This window comes from Oerskovia gallyi, assembly GCF_014836745.1.
Classification (GTDB): Bacteria; Actinomycetota; Actinomycetes; order Actinomycetales; family Cellulomonadaceae; genus Oerskovia; species Oerskovia paurometabola.
Window position 1 is genome coordinate 1 of sequence record NZ_JACSQE010000002.1, and the last position, 16,052, is coordinate 16,052.

At 71.7% G+C, this 16,052-nt stretch carries 14 protein-coding genes; 12 read left to right on the forward strand and 2 right to left on the reverse strand.

Annotated elements, in window-relative coordinates; all coding sequences use genetic code 11:
- Together H9640_RS02440 and H9640_RS02445 are read right to left on the reverse strand one after the other, a co-directional pair.
- Positions 1-862 (reverse strand): Fpg/Nei family DNA glycosylase (locus tag H9640_RS02440; protein ID WP_191789171.1); only part of this gene is annotated, 862 nt, incomplete at its 3' end.
- A gap of 39 nt (positions 863-901) precedes the next feature.
- Positions 902-1,360, reverse strand: a complete 459-nt coding sequence (locus H9640_RS02445) for a ribose-5-phosphate isomerase (protein ID WP_191789172.1) — start codon at positions 1,358-1,360, stop codon at positions 902-904.
- 59 nt (positions 1,361-1,419) lie between these two features.
- Here H9640_RS02445 and H9640_RS02450 point away from each other — a divergent pair, with 59 nt between their 5' ends.
- From H9640_RS02450 to H9640_RS02505, 12 genes are all read left to right on the forward strand, one after another.
- Positions 1,420-3,474, forward strand: coding sequence for a M13 family metallopeptidase (locus tag H9640_RS02450; RefSeq protein WP_191789173.1), 2,055 nt, complete (start codon positions 1,420-1,422; stop codon positions 3,472-3,474).
- A gap of 395 nt (positions 3,475-3,869) precedes the next feature.
- A complete protein-coding gene (locus H9640_RS02455; protein ID WP_191789174.1) occupies positions 3,870-5,246 on the forward strand; it encodes an MFS transporter in 1,377 nt (458 codons plus the stop codon).
- A complete protein-coding gene (locus tag H9640_RS02460) occupies positions 5,246-6,211 on the forward strand; it encodes an alpha/beta hydrolase fold domain-containing protein (protein WP_191789175.1) in 966 nt (321 codons plus the stop codon). The genes H9640_RS02455 and H9640_RS02460 overlap by 1 nt, the downstream gene beginning before the upstream one ends.
- Positions 6,212-6,254: 43 nt before the next feature.
- Complete coding sequence (gene caiA, locus H9640_RS02465) at positions 6,255-7,388, forward strand: crotonobetainyl-CoA dehydrogenase (RefSeq protein WP_191789176.1); 1,134 nt, start codon at positions 6,255-6,257, stop codon at positions 7,386-7,388.
- The gene (caiB, locus tag H9640_RS02470) at positions 7,388-8,593 is read left to right on the forward strand and encodes an L-carnitine CoA-transferase (RefSeq protein ID WP_191789177.1); all 1,206 of its coding nucleotides are present in this window, start codon (positions 7,388-7,390) and stop codon (positions 8,591-8,593) included. The genes caiA and caiB overlap by 1 nt, the downstream gene beginning before the upstream one ends.
- Before the next feature lie 94 nt (positions 8,594-8,687).
- Positions 8,688-10,220: a crotonobetaine/carnitine-CoA ligase gene (gene caiC / locus H9640_RS02475; RefSeq protein WP_191789444.1), complete on the forward strand. Its 1,533-nt coding sequence runs from the start codon at positions 8,688-8,690 to the stop codon at positions 10,218-10,220.
- Positions 10,221-10,310: 90 nt separating this feature from the next.
- Positions 10,311-11,165, forward strand: a complete 855-nt coding sequence (locus H9640_RS02480) for a MaoC/PaaZ C-terminal domain-containing protein (protein WP_191789178.1) — start codon at positions 10,311-10,313, stop codon at positions 11,163-11,165.
- On the forward strand, positions 11,156-12,655 hold the full coding sequence (locus H9640_RS02485; RefSeq protein WP_318243607.1) for an MFS transporter: 1,500 nt from the start codon (positions 11,156-11,158) through the stop codon (positions 12,653-12,655). The genes H9640_RS02480 and H9640_RS02485 overlap by 10 nt, the downstream gene beginning before the upstream one ends.
- Positions 12,652-13,428: an electron transfer flavoprotein subunit beta/FixA family protein gene (locus H9640_RS02490; protein ID WP_191789179.1), complete on the forward strand. Its 777-nt coding sequence runs from the start codon at positions 12,652-12,654 to the stop codon at positions 13,426-13,428. The genes H9640_RS02485 and H9640_RS02490 overlap by 4 nt, the downstream gene beginning before the upstream one ends.
- Before the next feature lie 31 nt (positions 13,429-13,459).
- Positions 13,460-14,359 carry an electron transfer flavoprotein subunit alpha/FixB family protein gene (locus H9640_RS02495; protein ID WP_191789180.1) on the forward strand — a complete coding sequence of 300 codons (900 nt, stop codon included), beginning with the start codon at positions 13,460-13,462 and terminating at the stop codon, positions 14,357-14,359.
- Positions 14,356-15,660 carry an FAD-dependent oxidoreductase gene (locus tag H9640_RS02500; protein ID WP_191789181.1) on the forward strand — a complete coding sequence of 435 codons (1,305 nt, stop codon included), beginning with the start codon at positions 14,356-14,358 and terminating at the stop codon, positions 15,658-15,660. The genes H9640_RS02495 and H9640_RS02500 overlap by 4 nt, the downstream gene beginning before the upstream one ends.
- A gap of 44 nt (positions 15,661-15,704) precedes the next feature.
- Positions 15,705-15,977: a ferredoxin family protein gene (locus H9640_RS02505; protein WP_225226636.1), complete on the forward strand. Its 273-nt coding sequence runs from the start codon at positions 15,705-15,707 to the stop codon at positions 15,975-15,977.
- Positions 15,978-16,052 lie beyond the last annotated feature (75 nt).

Consider the following 16,052-nt stretch of genomic DNA (forward strand, 5'->3'; position numbering starts at 1 on the left):
GCCCGGCTCCCGGGCGAGGCGGCGCTCCCGGGGACGTGGCGCCGTCGGGCTCGCGGTCCTGGGGGCGGGTCGTGACGATCGCGCCCGTGCTCGCTCCGTCGCGCATGAGGACGACCAGGTCGTCCCAGATCGCCCGCAGCGTCTCGGCGGGCACGTCCCTGCCCGGGGTCAGCGGGTCCAGCCCCGCGCGGAACAGCACCTCGGCGCGGTAGATGTTGCCCACCCCGGCGACGACGTCCTGGTTCATGAGGAGCTGCCCGACGGTCGTGCGCGAGCGCCGCACGGCCGCCACGAAGCGGTCGGGCCCGCCGGCGGGGGCGGGGTCGTCCCGGATCGGGTCGGGGCCCAGGCGCGCCTCGACCGCGCGCACCTCGTCCGCCGAGACGACCTCGCAGGCCGTGGGCCCGGTGAGGTCGGCGACCGCGTGCTCGCCGACCAGGCGCACCCGCACCGCGCCGCGGGGCGCGGGAGGGGCCCAGTCGTCGCCCGGGGCGGGAAGCGACGCGAGCGGACCGGCCGGGACCGAGTCCCGCTCGCCGATGCGCTTGCGCGGCGCACCGATCGCGTGCACGACGGCGGCGCTCCCGTCGCCCGCGAACGTCCAGGCCCCGTAGAGGCCCAGGTGGACGCGCAGCCAGCGCAGGTCGTCGTCGGACGGCGGCCCGCCGGGTCCCGCGGAAGGGTCCGCGAAGCCCAGGAAGAGCTGCTTGCCCCACGCGCGGGACGCGACGAGGCGCGCGCCGTCGAGCAGCGCCGCCCCGGCCGCGAACCGGCCCTGCGGGCTCGAGACCGCCAGGACCTGGCCCGCGAAGAGCTCGGCGAAGGTGCGCGCGAGGCGGTGGACGGTGTGGCCCTCAGGCACGGCCCGCGCCGCCCACCGCGAGCAGGGTGCGGTCGGACGTCACGCCTGGTGGCGCGAGGCCTCGTAGGCCGCGAGCTGGTCGATGCGGCGCTGGTGGCGCTCGTCACCGCTGAAGGGCTCGGCGAGGAACGCGTCGACGAACGACGTGGCCTCCTCGACCGTGTGCTGGCGCCCGCCGACCGAGATGACGTTGGCGTCGTTGTGCTGGCGGGCCAGCCTCGCGGTGTCGAGGTTCCAGGCCAGGGCGGCGCGCACGCCGTCGACCTTGTTGGCGGCGATCTGCTCGCCGTTGCCCGAGCCGCCGATCACGACGCCGAGGCTGCCCGGCTCCGCGACGACGGCCTCGCCGGCCGCGATGCAGAACGACGGGTAGTCGTCGAGGGCGTCGTACTCGTGGGCACCGTGGTCCACGACGTCGTGACCCGAGCTCTTGAGGTGCGTGACGAGGTGAGCCTTGAGCTCGTACCCCGCGTGGTCCGCTGCAATGTGAACGCGCATGCCCCCATCATCCCCGATGCGCTCCCCGCCCGCGCCACTGCTCGCATAACCTGAGACGCATGACACAGACCTCACCCTCCGCCGCGGGCCAGGCAGCGAGCGCCGCGGACGCCGCGCGCACGACGGCCTCCGGTATCGACCTGTCCGCCCTCGACCCGGCCGTCCGCCCGCAGGACGACCTGTACCGGCACGTCAACGGCCGCTGGCTCGAGACGCACGAGATCCCCGCCGACCGGTCGATGGACGGCGCGTTCCGCGCGCTGCACGACCAGGCCGAGGAGCACGTGCGCGAGATCATCAACGACAGCGCCGCCGCGGCGCAGTCCGGGGACGCCACGGGCGTCCAGGCGCAGATCGGCGCGCTCTTCGCGAGCTTCATGGACACCGACGCGATCGAGGCACGCGGTGTGAGCCCGCTCGCGCCGGACCTCGCCCTGATCGCCGCCGCCACGAACCAGGCCGAGCTCACGGGCGCACTGGGCGCGCTGCAGCGCACGGGCGGGGCGGGGGCGTTCGGGTTCTGGGTCGACAACGACGCCAAGGACCCCGAGAAGTACGTCGCCTACCTGTACCAGGGTGGGCTCGGACTGCCTGACGAGGCGTACTACCGCGAGGACCAGTACGCCGAGATCCGTGCGAAGTACGTGCCGCACGTCGCGCGCATGCTCACGCTCGCGGGCGTCACGGCAGACACGTGGGGCGCGTCCCCCCAGGACGCGGCCGAGCGTGTGCTCGCCCTCGAGACGCAGCTCGCGGCACACCACTGGGACGTCGTGCGCGACCGCGACGCCGACCTCACGTACAACCCCATGACGCTGCGCGCGCTGGCCGACTCGGCCCCGGGCTTCGACTGGCACGCGTGGGTCCTGGCCCTGGCCGCCCCAGCCGGGTCGCTCGACGAGCTCGTGGTCCGCGAGCCCGGCTTCGCGACGGGCTTCGGGGAGCTGTGGCAGACGGTCCCGGTCGAGGACTGGAAGCTGTGGGCCGTCTACCACCTGGTCTCGGCGCGCGCGCCGTACCTCACGGACGAGCTGGTCGAGGCGAACTTCGACTTCTACGGCCGCACGCTCTCCGGGGCGCAGGAGGTCCGTGAGCGCTGGAAGCGCGGTGTCTCGCTCGTCGAGGGCGCACTGGGCGAGGCCGTCGGCGCGGTGTACGTCGAGCGGCACTTCCCGCCCGCGCACAAGGCGCGCATGGAGGAGCTCGTCGCGTACCTCGTCGCGGCGTACCGCGAGTCCATCGAGGGCCTCGACTGGATGACCGAGGAGACCAAGGTCAAGGCGCTCGCCAAGCTCGAGGCGTTCACGCCCAAGATCGGGTACCCGGTCAAGTGGCGCGACTACTCGGCCCTCGTGATCGAGGCCGACGACCTGCTGGGCAACGTGCGCCGCTCGAACGCGTTCGACCAGGACCGCGAGCTCGGCAAGATCGGCAAGCCGCTCGACCGCGACGAGTGGTTCATGACCCCGCAGACGGTCAACGCCTACTACAACCCGGGCATGAACGAGATCGTGTTCCCGGCCGCCATCCTCCAGCCGCCCTTCTTCGACCCGGACGCCGAGGACGCGGTCAACTACGGCGGGATCGGGGCCGTGATCGGCCACGAGATCGGGCACGGGTTCGACGACCAGGGCTCCAAGTACGACGGCGACGGCCGCCTCGAGGACTGGTGGACGCCGCAGGACCGGGCCGAGTTCGAGGTCCGCACCAAGGCCCTCATCGCGCAGTACGACGCGTTCCGCCCGGTCCAGCTGCCCGACGACGGCCCGCACGTCAACGGAGCGCTGACGATCGGGGAGAACATCGGCGACCTGGGCGGTCTGTCGATCGCGCTCAAGGCGTACCGGATCGCGCTGGGCCGTCCCTTGTCCGAGGCGCCGGTGATCGACGGCCTGACGGGCATCGAGCGCGTCTTCCTCGGCTGGGCACAGGTGTGGCAGTCGAAGGGCCGTGACGAGGAGGTCGTGCGGCGACTCGCGACGGACCCGCACTCGCCCAACGAGTTCCGCTGCAACGGCGTGGTGCGCAACCTCGACGAGTTCTACGAGGCGTACGACGTGTCGGAGTCCGACGCGCTGTACCTCGCCCCCACCGAGCGCGTGCGCATCTGGTGACGCCTGGGCGCCGCGGGTCTCGCGGCGTCACGGTCGAGCGACGACGGCCGGTGCAGCCCCCGCGGGGGCTGCACCGGCCGTCGTCGTCGCCGGGGGCGCCCGGGCCGCCGTCGGACCACCTACCGGGCGGCCGGTCGGAGCGGGACAAGCACGCCACTTCTTGTGAAGAAAAGTACAAGCCGCTTGTTTCCGCGCCTCGCGACCGTTCGTCTTAAAACCGACCGCCCGGTAAGCAGGTTCTTGCACTCAAGCTCGGCCGCTCCTCTACTCAGGTCCGCAGCGCCCCCTACGCACCTTGTCGTCATGACGCCGAAACCCTCCCCTGTCATCTCCTCGAGAGCGCAGTGTGGTCCACGTCGCACTACGAGAGTGCGTGACAGCTCTGAGGAGGGCACATGGCGATCGTCGCCAAAGGAGAGAAGAAGGCCGCAGACCTCACGACCTTCCGTCGGTGGTTCATCCTGATCCTGGTCAGCGCCGGGAGCAGCACCATCTACGGTCCGGCCTACCTGAAGCAGGCCTTCTACGACGCGCAGAAGACCGCGCTCGGCCTGTCCAACACGCAGATCGGCGCACTGCTCGGCGCCTACGCCATCACCGCGACGATCTGCTACCTGCCCTCGGGCCTCGTCGCCGACCGCGTCCGCATGCGCACCCTGTGCTCGACCGGGTTCGTCCTCACCGCGGCACTGACCTTCTGGTACGCGATGCTGCCGTCCTACGGCACGCTCCTGCTGATCTTCGTCGCCATGGGCATCACCACGATCCTGCTGTGGTGGGGCTGCCGCTACAAGCTCGTGCGGTTGATCTCGGCCGAGAACGAGTACTCGCGCAACATCGGCATCAGCTACGGCTTCTACGGCCTCGCGGGCTTCCTCGCCGGCCTCGTCGGCACCTGGGTCCTCGCCCGCGCGGCGGGCGACGCCGCCGGCGCCTTCCGGACCTTCCTCCTCTTCTACGCCGTGCTCATCCTCCTGCTCGGCATCCTCGCGTTCGTCATGATCCCGAAGTTCGAGGGCGAGATCGGCAGCGTCCGCTCCGCCAAGCAGGTCCTCGTCGACACCGGGCGCGCCCTGACGAACCCCGTCGTCCTCATCACCGCGGTCACCGTCTTCTTCGTGTACTTCTACTACACGGGCGTCAACTACGCGACGACCTACCTGACCTACCTCGGCGCCGACGCCACGCTCAACAACATCCTCAGCGTCCTGCGCCAGTACGGCGTGACCCTGTTCGCCGGCCCCGTCTTCGGCGCCCTCGCCTTCCGGGCGAAGAAGCCGTCGCGCGTCATCTGGATCGGTTCGCTGATCGCCGCCGCCGGCATCGCCGTGCTCGCGATCGTGCCCGTGCCGGGCGTCCTGCCCGCCGGCACCGGCCTGATCCTGTCCGTCGCGCTCATCGGCGTCGCGCTCGGCTTCATCGCCAACGGCGTGTTCGGCATCGTGTCGTCCCAGCTCACCGAGGGCAAGGTCCCGCTCGCCGCGTTCGGTGCCGCGACCGGGGTCGTGTCGCTCGTCGGCTTCCTGCCGGACACCTTCTCGAGCACCTGGTTCGGCTCGATCATCGACACGGCCGACGCCGCCGGGAACGAAGGCGCCGCCTACCCGCAGATCTTCTGGATCCTCGTGGGCTCCGCCGTCGTCGCGTCCGCCTGCGCACTGCTGCTCAACCGCTACGTGCGCGCCAACCAGGCGAAGCTCGACGCGCGGTACGAGGCGGCGCAGGCTCTCGCTGCCGGCGAGTCCGCCGAGCCCGAGCCCGTGAACGCCTGATGTCCGCCGTCGACGTCCTCGCCCGCCTGACGCCCCGCATGCGCGAGGTCCTCGCCCTCCAGGAGCGGCTCCAGGGAGCAGCGCTCGCCCCCGACGCCACCGTCCGCGAGCAGCGCTGCCGGTACGCCACCGAGCGCGTGTACTGGAACGAGGGCGGCCCCCGCATGGCGCGGACCGTCGACGACACCGTGGCCGGGCCGTACGGACCGGTCCGGACCCGCCGGTACCACCCCGTCCAGCAGACCGACGGCGCCGCGCTCCTCTACGTCCACGGCGGCGGCTTCGTCGTCGGGAGCCTCGACACGCACGACCGCATCATGCGAGCCCTCGCGGACGCGACCGGGGCCGTGGTCGTCGGTGTGGACTACGCACTGTCCCCCGAGGCGAAGCTCCCGCAGGCCGTCGAGGAGTGCGCAGCCGTCGCCCGTCACGTGGCGGAGCACGCGGACGAGATCGGGGTCACCGGTGGACGCGTCGCGTTCGCCGGCGACTCCGGCGGGGCCAACCTGGCCCTCGCCGCGACCCTCTGGCTCCGTGACCACGGCGGCCCCGCGGTCGAGTCCCTCCTGCTCTACTACGGCCTCTTCGGCCTGCGCGACTCCGCGTCCCGCCGACTGTTCGGCGGGGCGTGGGACGGGCTGACCCCGGAGGACCTCGACGGCTACCTGGCCGCGTACACCTCGGGCCCGCAGGACCTTCGCAGCCCCTCCCTGGACTGCCTCTCCGCGGACCTCTCGCAGGGCATCCCTGCGACGTACCTCGTGGCGAGCGCGCTCGACCCCCTGCTCGACGACAGCCGAGCCCTCGCCGCACTGCTCGCCGCGCACGGCGTCGAGCACCGCCTGCACGTCGTCGACGGCGTCCTGCACGGCTTCCTGCACCACTCGCGGATGCTGCCCGAGGCCCGCGAGGTCCTCGCGGAGGGCGCCGCGTTCCACCGGCGCGTAGCCGCCGCGCTCGTCTGAGCGCACCACGACTCCCCCACCACCCCGAACGAAAGGCCCTCTCATGGACTTCTCCCTCACCGAGGACCAGGAGCTGATGGTCCAGGCCGTCCGCGAGCTCATGGCCCGCGAGAGCTGGGACACCTACTTCGCCCAGTGCGACAAGGACCACGAGTACCCGGAACGGTTCGTCGCCGAGCTCGCCGAGCTCGGCGTCGACACGATCCTCCTGCCCGAGGACCGCGGCGGCCTCGACGCCGGCTGGACCACGATCGCGGCGGTCTGGGAGGAGCTCGGACGCCTCGGCGTCCCCACGTACGTGCTCTACCAGCTCCCCACGCTCGAGACGGTCCTGCGCGTCGGCAGCCCCGAGCAGATCGAGAAGATCCTCGCCCTGGTCGGCACCGGCAAGCAGATCTGGAACTTCGCGATGACGGAGCCGAGCGCCGGCTCGAGCTTCGCCAAGATGGCCACGACCTACACGCGTCGCGACGGCAAGGTCTACCTCAACGGCCACAAGACCTTCATCACGTCGTCCAAGCACGTGCCCTACCTGGTCGTCATGGCGCGCAACGCCGAGGACATGGACCAGTACTCCGAGTTCTTCGTCGACATGACGCTCCCCGGCATCAGCAAGGAGCCCCTCGACAAGCTCGGACTGCGCATGGACTCGTGCTGCGAGATCTACTTCGACGACGTCGAGCTCCGCGAGGAGGACATGTTCGGCGGCGAGGGCGAGGGCTTCGCGCGCACCGTCGCGGACTTCGACCTGGAGCGCTTCCTCGTCGCCGCGTGCGACTACGGGTGGGCGTTGTGCGCGTTCGAGGACGCCGCACGGTACGCGAACCAACGGGTGCAGGGTGGCGAGGCGATCGCGCGCTACCAGCTCATCCAGGAGAAGTTCGCGAACATGAAGATCAAGCTCACGAACATGCGCAACATGGTCTACGAGATCGCCTGGAAGGCCGAGAACGGGCTGCTCGGCAAGGGCGACTGCTCCATGGCCAAGCTGTACTGCACGCGCGCCGCGTCCGAGGTCGTGGACGACGCCATCCAGGTGCTCGGCGGTATCGGCGTCACCGGCGACCACCGCGTGGCCCGCTTCTACCGCGACCTGCGCGTGGAGCGGATCTCCGGCGGCACCGACGAGATGATGATCCTCGCCGCCGGCCGCGCCGCACTCAAGGAGTACCGCTGATGTCCGGCGCGATCCCAGGGTTCGGCGTCCTCGAGGGCGTCAAGGTCGTCTACTCCGCGGTCGAGATCGCGGCCCCGTCCGCGGCCGCCGTCATGGCCGAGTGGGGAGCCGACGTCGTCTGGATCGAGAACACGCGCACGGGCGACTCGATGCGCGACACCACCTTCGTCAAGGAGATGGAACGCCGCAACCAGCGCTCGATCTCGATGAACCCGTTCACCGAGGAGGGCCGCGAGGTCCTGTTCTCGCTCGTCAAGGACGCGGACGTCTTCATCGAGTCCTCCAAGGGCCCCACCTACGCCCGCCGAGGGATCACCGACGAGATCCTGTGGGAGCACAACCCGCGCCTGGTCATCGTGCACGTGTCGGGCTTCGGCCAGTACGGCGTCGAGACGCGCGTCAACCGCGCCGCGTACGACCTGACGGTCCAGGCCTACAGCGGGTACATGGCGCAGAACGGCACCCCCGATCAGCCCATGGCCGCGGTGCCGTACGTGGGCGACTACTTCACGTCGCTCATGGTGACCTCGTCCGCGCTCGCCGCGCTGCAGAAGGCGCGCACGACCGGCCAGGGCGAGAGCGTCGACGTCGCGATGTACGAGGTCCTGATGCGGGTCGGGGCCTACTACATGATGGACTTCCTCAACGCGGGCACCGTCTACCCGCGCCCAGGCGCCCGCCACCCCAACCTGTGCGGGATCGGCGAGTACCGCACGTCGGACGGCTTCGTGGGCCTGTGCGTCTACGGCGTCAAGCAGAACAAGTACCTGCTGGAGCGCATCGGCCTGGGACACCTCTGGGGCACCGAGGAGTACCCCGAGGACACCAGCGCCCTGTGGCTCGACGGACCGCAGGCCGAGCTCATCGAGCGCCACCTGGACGCGTTCTGCCTCACGCAGAAGGCCCTCGAGCTCGAGGAGGAGTTCTCCGCCGTGGGTATCGCCGCCAACGCCGTGCTGGAGTTCGACCAGCTCCTCGCCGAGGACCACGTCGCCCAGCGCGAGGCGATCGTCGAGTGGGACACGCTCGACGGGACGCCCGTCAAGGGGGTCGGCATCGTGCCCAAGTTCTCCCGCAACCCCGGCAGGATCTGGCGCCCCATGCCCTCGCTCGGCATGGACACCGACGCCGTGCTGACCGAGGCCGGCTGGACCCCCGAGCAGATCCAGGCGCTCGAGGAGAACGGCACGATCCGCAGGGGCTGAGCGACAGGGTGCGCGCGGGACGAGGACCGCGCGCACCCGCCGACCGACACAGCGCGCCCGGAGAGCCGGGCGCACCGAGGAACGGGTGAGGTGGATGGACATCGTGGGCAGCAGGACGCTGCGAGACCTGTGGGAGGAGCTCGCCCGCACCTCCGCGGACAGGACCTTCCTCGTCTTCGAGGACCGGGACGGCGTCGTGACGGAGTGGACGTACGGCCAGTTCGCCGTGCGGATCGTCCGCACGGCCAACCTCTTCCGCTCCCTTGGCGTCGCCCCGGGCGACCACGTCGGCGTCCACCTCGGCAACTGCCCCGAGATGCTGGAGTGCCTCTTCGGCCTGGCGCTCGTCGGCGCCGTCAGCGTCCCGTTCCACCCTCGCAGCACGGCGACCGAGTGCAACGACATCCAGCGCCGGGTCGGGGCGCGCGTCGTGGTCGCCGAGCCCGACGTCCTGCCCGAGGACGGCTACGCCGGCGACCCGCGCATCCTGCTCGCCCGCTCGCAGCACGACGTGCCCGGCACGACGCCGTACGGCCCCGCCCGCGACGCCCAGCCGGACGTCCTGGTGGACCGTGTCCCGGTCGCGAGCGAGGACCCGGTCGGCATCGTCTTCACCTCCGGTTCCACCGCGTGCCCCAAGGGCGTCGTGCTGACCCACGCGAACCTGCTGTTCAGCGGGCTGTTCGTCGACTGGCAGGCCACGATGACGGCGCAGGACCGCCTCCTGACGACCATGCCCGCGTGCCACGTGAACTTCCAGCTCAACGCCCTGATGCCCGTGCTCACGGCCGGGGCGACGCTGGTCGCCGTCGAGCGGTTCAGCGCACGGCGCTTCTGGGCGCAGGTGCGCGCGCACCGCGCGACCGTGGTGCAGAGCATCGCCATGATGCTGCGCACGACCATGCTCCAGCCCGTCGCCCCGGACGAGCGCGACCACCAGGTGCGCGAGATCCTCTACTACCTGCCCGTCACGGACGAGGAGAAGTCCGCCTACGAGCAACGCTTCGGGGTGCGCCTCCTCAACTCCTACGGCACGAGCGAGACCCTCGTCGGCGTCCTCACGGACCCTCCCGTGGGCGAGCGCCGCTGGCCGTCCGTGGGCCGCGTCGGTCTCGGGTACGAGGTGCGCATCGCCGACGGCGACGGGCACGAGGTCCCGGTCGGCACCGTGGGCGAGATCCAGGTGCGCGGGATACCCGGCCGCACGCTCATGAAGGAGTACTTCCGCGACCCCGAGGCCACGGCGGCCGCGATCACCCCAGAGGGCTGGTTCCGCACGGGCGACCTCGGTCGCGTGGACGCCGACGGCTGGCACTGGTTCGTCGACCGCCGCACGCACTTCGTCAAGCGGTCGGGCGAGAACGTCTCCCCGACCGAGGTCGAGGAGGTGCTCACCCGGCACCCGGCGGTCGCCGAGGCCGCCGTGATCGGCGTCCCCGACCCCGTGCACGACGAGGCCGTCAAGGCGTTCGTCGTGCTCGTCCCCGGCCAGGTCGTCACCGTGGCGCAGGTGCGCGCGCACTGCGCCGCCCACCTCGCCGGCTTCAAGGTCCCCACGATCGTGCAAGTCGTCGACGACCTGCCCCGCACCACCACCTTCAAGGTCGCCAAGGCGGCGCTGGTCTGAGGTCGACGTCACGGGGGCCGGTCGGCTCCCGCACCCCGAACCCCGCGCACGTCCCCCGGCGCGCGCAGAGCACGCAGAGAGTAGGAAACGATGGTCATCAAGACCGAGATGGTCGGCCAGTGGTTCGGCCCGTTCGAGCGCGAGTACACCTTCCGCGACCTGAGCCTGTTCGCCCTCGGCTCCGGCTGCGCGATCGACGGGCGCACCGACCTCGAGTACGTCTACGAGAAGGACATGAAGGTCCTGCCGACCTTCGCCGCGATGCCGATCGTCGACTCCGAGGTCACCCGGACCATCGACTACGGCTACGACTACGCCGGGTCGCTGCACTGGAGCTTCGACGTCACCTTCCACCAGCCGATCACCCGGCTGAACGGCAAGCTCTCGACCAAGGTGCTGCTCAAGGGCCTGTACGACCGCGGCGAGGGCAAGGGGCTGCTCGCCCAGCACGTCGGCGACACCTACGACGACGCGGGCAACCTTCTCTTCACGAACGAGAGCTGGGACTGCCTCATCTACGACGGCGGGTGGGGTGGACCGGCCGCACCCAAGGACATCGTCGAGATGCCCGACCGCGAGCCCGACGTCGAGACCATCGAGACCATCCCGGAGAACCAGGCGCTGATCTACCGCCTCTCGGGCGACTACCACCCGCAGCACGTCGACTGGGAGTACGCGGCCGAGAACGGCCAGCCCCGCCCGATCCTGCACGCCGTGAGCTTCGCCGGCATCGTGTGCCGCCACTTCGTGCGCGCGTTCGTCCCGGGCGAGCCCGAGCGGCTCAAGCGCTTCAAGACGCGCATCACCGCCTCCGTCCTGCCGGGGACCCGGGTGGCGACGCAGATGTGGCGCATGGAGGACGGGCGGGTGCACTTCCGCCTGGTGGACGCCGACGACCCGTCGGCCAAGCCCTTCCTCAACTTCGGCGTGATCGAGTGGGCCTGAGCCAGGACGACCGTCGCCCCACGGGGGCGGCGGTCGTCACCGCGGCCCCCGCGCGGGTCATGCTCGACGACGTCGAGATGACCCCGTTCCTCAAGCGGGTCACCCTCTTCTCGTCGGGGGGCCCGTTCCTCGACGGCTACGTGCTGTCCATCATCGGCGTCGCCCTCATCCAGCTCGGCCCCGCGCTCGACCTCGACGCGACCTGGACGGCCGTCGTCGGGGTGGCCGCGCTCGTCGGCCTCTTCCTGGGGACGTCGGTCGGCGGTTGGCTGACCGACGTCATCGGGCGCAAGAAGATGTTCGTCATCGACATCGTGGCGATCGCCGTCCTCTCGGTCGGCACCGCGTTCGTGGGCACGCCGCTCATGCTCGTCGTCATGCGGTTCCTGATCGGCATCGTCATCGGTGCCGACTACCCGATCGCGACGTCGCTCATCGCGGAGTTCACCCCGCGCAAGCACCGCGCGATCTCCATGGGCATCGTCGCGGCCGCGTGGTACCTCGGTGCGAACGTCGCCTTCCTCGTCGGCTACCTCCTCATGGACGTCGACGGCGGCTGGCGGTGGATGCTCGCGAGCGCCGTCGTGCCGTGCCTCGTCATCCTCGTCGGCCGTTGGGACATCCCCGAGTCGCCCCGCTGGCTCGCCCGCAAGGGGCGGGGCGAGGAGGCGCGCGCGATCGTGTGGCGCATCTTCGGCGCGGACGTCGAGCTCGAGCCCGAGACCACCTCGAAGGTCGGGTACGCGACGCTCTTCCGCCGCGGGTACGTCGGCAAGATCCTGTTCGTCGGGACGATCTGGATGTGCCAGGCCGTGCCCATGTTCGCCATCTACACGTTCGGCCCTCGGATCATGACGGAGTTCGGGCTCGGAGCCGGCCAGACGGCGACGATCGGCGAGATGATCATCGGCACGTTCTTCATGGTCGGGTGCATCCCGGCCATGTTCTGGGCGAACTCGATGGGGCGCCGCAAGCTGCTCGTCGGCAGCTTCGCGATCATGACCGTCGCGCTCGCGGTCCTGGGCATCCTGCCCACCGCCGCCATGCCCGTCGTGATCGTCTGCCTCGCCCTGTACGCCTTCTTCTCGGGCGGCCCCGGCAACCTGCAGTGGCTGTACCCGAACGAGCTGTTCCCGACGGACGTCCGGGCCTCCGCCGTCGGGGCCGCCATGGCCTTCAGCCGCATCGGCACCGTGGTCTCTACCTACGTGCTGCCCGGTTTCCTCGCCGCCTACGGCACCCGCGCCACGATGGCGGCCGGCGCCGTCATCTCCGGCCTGGGCCTGCTCGTCTCGGTGCTGTGGGCACCCGAGACCCGCGGCCTGACCCTCGTCGAGGCCAGTGCGCTGCGCCTCGGCGTCCGAGGCCGGCGGGCGGGCTCCGGCCCCCGCACGGCCGGGACGCCCGACTCCCCGGCGGGTACGGGCGCCCCCCTCACCACCAGCGACCGCGGACCCCGCGGCGACCTCCAAGGAGATGGATCACGATGAAGATTGCCGTTGCCTACAAGTGGGCACCGAACCCGCAGGACGCCGCGGTGGGAGCCGACGGGACCGTCGACTGGGGCCGCGCCAAGGCGTCGGTGTCCGAGTACGACCCGGTCGCCGCGGAGCTCGGCCGCCGCCTCGCGGACGCCACGGGCGCCGAGCTCGTCGGCATCAGCGTGGGCGGCCCCGACGTCGCGTCGCCGATGGCCCGCAAGTCCGCGCTGTCCCGTGGGTTCGACCGCGCGGTCGTCGTCGCGGACCCGGCCCTCGAAGGTGCCGGCCCGACGCTCACCGCGACGGTCCTCGCCGAGGTCGTCAAGCACGTCGGCGACGTCGACCTGGTCCTGACGGGCGACTCGTCGCAGGACGTCGGCGCGCAGCTCGTGCCCGCGATCCTCGCCGGCGCGCTCGGCTGGCCCGCCCTCGCGAACGTCACGGCGATCTCGGGCGGCGCGGGCGACCTCGTCGTCGAGCGCCTGCAGGACTCCGGTTCGCAGGTGCTGAACGCCACGGGCCCCGTCGTCCTCGCGGCCGCGACCGACGCCGTCGTGCCGCGCGTGCCCGGCATGAAGGACATCCTGGCCGCCGGCAAGCGCCCCGTCGAGGTGCTCTCCCTCGCCGACGTCACGCCTGCCGCACCCGTCGCCGCCACCGCGGTCGTCGCCACGGCCCGCCCCGCCCTCGCAGCGCGCAAGCAGCACGTGATCGACGGTTCCGACCCGGTGGCCGCGGCCGCCGAGCTCGTCGCCGCCCTGCGCGCCGACAACGTCCTCTGACCACCCCGATCTCCCGGGAAGGAACACCCTCATGAGCAGCACCTACATCCTCGTCGCCGGGGACGCCCGCATCGACGCCCTCGTCGAGCTCGCCCAGGGCACCAGCACCACCGCGGTCGTCGTCGGGACGCGGTCCGTCGCCGAGGCCGTCGCGGCCTCGGGCGTGGACGCCGTCACCTGGCTGGGCGAGCCGGGCGACGCCCCGGTCGAGGCCTACGCCTCGACGGTCGCCACCCTGGTCGCGGCCGCCCAGCCAGACGTGGTCCTCGCCTCGAGCCGCCCGGCGGACCGTGTCCTCGCGGGGGCCGCGGCAGCCGTTCTCGGCGCACCGGCGTTCACGCAGGTCTCCGCGGTGGCGGTCGTGGCCGACGGCGTCGAGCTGACCCGGTCGGTCTTCGGCGGCATCGCGCAGGAGACCGACCGGGTCTCCGGCCCGGCGGTCGTCGTGGTCGACGGCGGTGCCGTCGCCACGGGCGGCTCCGCCGCGATCGCCGAGGTCACGGCCTCGGCCGTCCCCACGCTCACGGTCACGGAGAACCGCCCGGCCGAACGCGCGGTCGTCGACCTCGGTCGCGCACAGCGCATCGTGTCGGCCGGCCGCGGCGTCAAGGCGAAGGACGACCTCGGGCTCGTCGAGTCCCTCGCGGCGGCGATCGGCGCCGAGACCGCGTGCTCCCGCCCCCTCGCCGAGGGCCTCGGGTGGTACACGCACGACCGCTACGTCGGCGTCACCGGCCAGCAGGTCTCTCCCGAGCTGTACCTCGCGATCGGGATCTCCGGGCAGCTCCAGCACACGGTCGGTGCCCGTGGCGCGCGCACGGTCGTCGCGATCAACTCCGACAAGGACGCGCCCTTCTTCGCCGAGGCCGACTACTGCGTCGTCGGCGACCTGTACCAGGTCGTCCCGGCCCTCACGGCGGCGCTGTCATGACGAGCGAGGCGGTCGAGCCCGACTTCGACGTCATCGTCGTCGGTGCCGGCGTCGCCGGGTGCGTGACCGCGTACCGGCTCGCCGAGGCCGGCCGCTCGGTCGTGCTCATCGAGCGGGGCGAGGCGCCCGGCGCCAAGAACCTGTCGGGCGGGGTGCTCTACTCGCGGGTCATGGAGGAGGTCTTCCCCGACTTCCTCACGCAGGCCCCGGTCGAGCGGCGCATCACCCGCAACTACGTGCAGTTCCTCAACGGCACGTCGTCGGTCGGGATCGACTACCAGGACTCGCGGCTGTCCGACCCCGTGAACGCGGTGACCGTGCTGCGCGCCAGGCTCGACGCGTGGCTGGGCGAGAAGTGCGAGGAGGCCGGCGTGTTCCTCATGCCGGGGGTCCGCGTCGACGAGGTCCTCACCGAGGGCGGCAAGGTCGTGGGCGTCCGCGCCGGCGACGACGAGCTGCGGGCCCACGTGGTCGTGGCCGCCGACGGCGTCAACTCCTTCCTGGCGCGCGCCGCAGGCCTGCGCCCCCAGGAGCCGACGAACCACCTGGCGCTGGGCGTGAAGGCGGTCGTCTCGCTGCCCGCGTCGACCATCGAGGAGCGGTTCCACTGCGCCGACGACGAGGGCGTGGCCTACGCCGTGGTCGGCGACTGCACGCTCGGGATCGGCGGCGGCGGGTTCCTGTACACGAACCGCGACTCGATCTCGGTCGGGGTGGTGCTGCGGCTGGACGACCTCGTCGCCAAGGGCGTGCCCTCGTCCGAGGTCTTCGAGCACTTCCTGACCCACCCGTTCGTCGCCCCGCTGCTCGCGGGCGGCGAGGTGTCGGAGTACGCGAGCCACCTGGTCGCCGAGGGCGGCCTGGACATGGTCCGTGAGATCACGACGGACGGCATGGTCGTCGTGGGCGACGCCGCGGGCCTGACGCTCAACACGGGCCTGACCGTCCGCGGCATGGACCTCGCCACGGCCTCCGGCATCGCCGCGGCCACGGGGATCGAGTCGGCGCTCGCCGCCGGCGACACGTCCAAGGCCGGGCTGGCGGGCTACCGGACGGCGCTGACGGCGTCGTTCGCCGGCCAGGACATGCAGACCTACGCCAAGGCGCCCGCGTTCCTGGAGCGCGAGCGCATGTACGAGCAGTACGGCTCGCTCCTCGCCGACATCATGTACGGCGCCTTCAACCACGACCTCAGACCGCGTCGCCACCTGCGCGACGTGGCCAAGAGGGCCTTCAAGCGCTCTCCCGTGCGCCTGCGGGACCTGTTCTCCGACGGGCTGGCGGGGGTGCGTGCGCTGTGACGACGTCGACTGGATCCGTGACCCGGGGGCTCAGGATCGGGACCGTGGCCGAGCGCCTGGCCGGCAACCGGTACGAGACCGACGAGGAGGAGAGCCACATCCACCTCGACCAGGGCCTCGCCCGCGCCACCGGGTGCGCGCGACGGCTGGTCGCGGTCTGTCCGGCCAAGGTCTACGCGGAGGAGGCCGACGGGACGATCTCCGTCGAGTACGCCGCGTGCTTCGAGTGCGGCGCCTGCGCCGCGGTGGCCGAGCCCGGTGTGCTCACCTGGCACTACCCGCGCGGCGGCATGGGCATCTCGCTCCGCGAGGGCTGAGCCCTCGCGCCCCAGGTGGTCCGGGCGCCCCCGGGCGGGATGCCCGGACCACCCCGACAGGGCCCTGCGCCGACG

What these genes read in the sequence shown, in the direction of transcription:
- caiC (WP_191789444.1), top strand. Translation starts at nt 8,688, where the DNA reads ATGGACATCGTGGGCAGCAGGACGCTGCGAGACCTGTGGGAGGAGCTC.
- H9640_RS02495 (WP_191789180.1), top strand. Translation starts at nt 13,460, where the DNA reads ATGAGCAGCACCTACATCCTCGTCGCCGGGGACGCCCGCATCGACGCC.
- H9640_RS02490 (WP_191789179.1), top strand. Translation starts at nt 12,652, where the DNA reads ATGAAGATTGCCGTTGCCTACAAGTGGGCACCGAACCCGCAGGACGCC.
- H9640_RS02480 (WP_191789178.1), top strand. Translation starts at nt 10,311, where the DNA reads ATGGTCATCAAGACCGAGATGGTCGGCCAGTGGTTCGGCCCGTTCGAG.
- caiA (WP_191789176.1), top strand. Translation starts at nt 6,255, where the DNA reads ATGGACTTCTCCCTCACCGAGGACCAGGAGCTGATGGTCCAGGCCGTC.
- caiB (WP_191789177.1), top strand. Translation starts at nt 7,388, where the DNA reads ATGTCCGGCGCGATCCCAGGGTTCGGCGTCCTCGAGGGCGTCAAGGTC.
- H9640_RS02455 (WP_191789174.1), top strand. Translation starts at nt 3,870, where the DNA reads ATGGCGATCGTCGCCAAAGGAGAGAAGAAGGCCGCAGACCTCACGACC.
- H9640_RS02450 (WP_191789173.1), top strand. Translation starts at nt 1,420, where the DNA reads ATGACACAGACCTCACCCTCCGCCGCGGGCCAGGCAGCGAGCGCCGCG.
- H9640_RS02460 (WP_191789175.1), top strand. Translation starts at nt 5,246, where the DNA reads ATGTCCGCCGTCGACGTCCTCGCCCGCCTGACGCCCCGCATGCGCGAG.
- H9640_RS02500 (WP_191789181.1), top strand. Translation starts at nt 14,356, where the DNA reads ATGACGAGCGAGGCGGTCGAGCCCGACTTCGACGTCATCGTCGTCGGT.
- H9640_RS02445 (WP_191789172.1), bottom strand. Translation starts at nt 1,360, where the DNA reads ATGCGCGTTCACATTGCAGCGGACCACGCGGGGTACGAGCTCAAGGCT.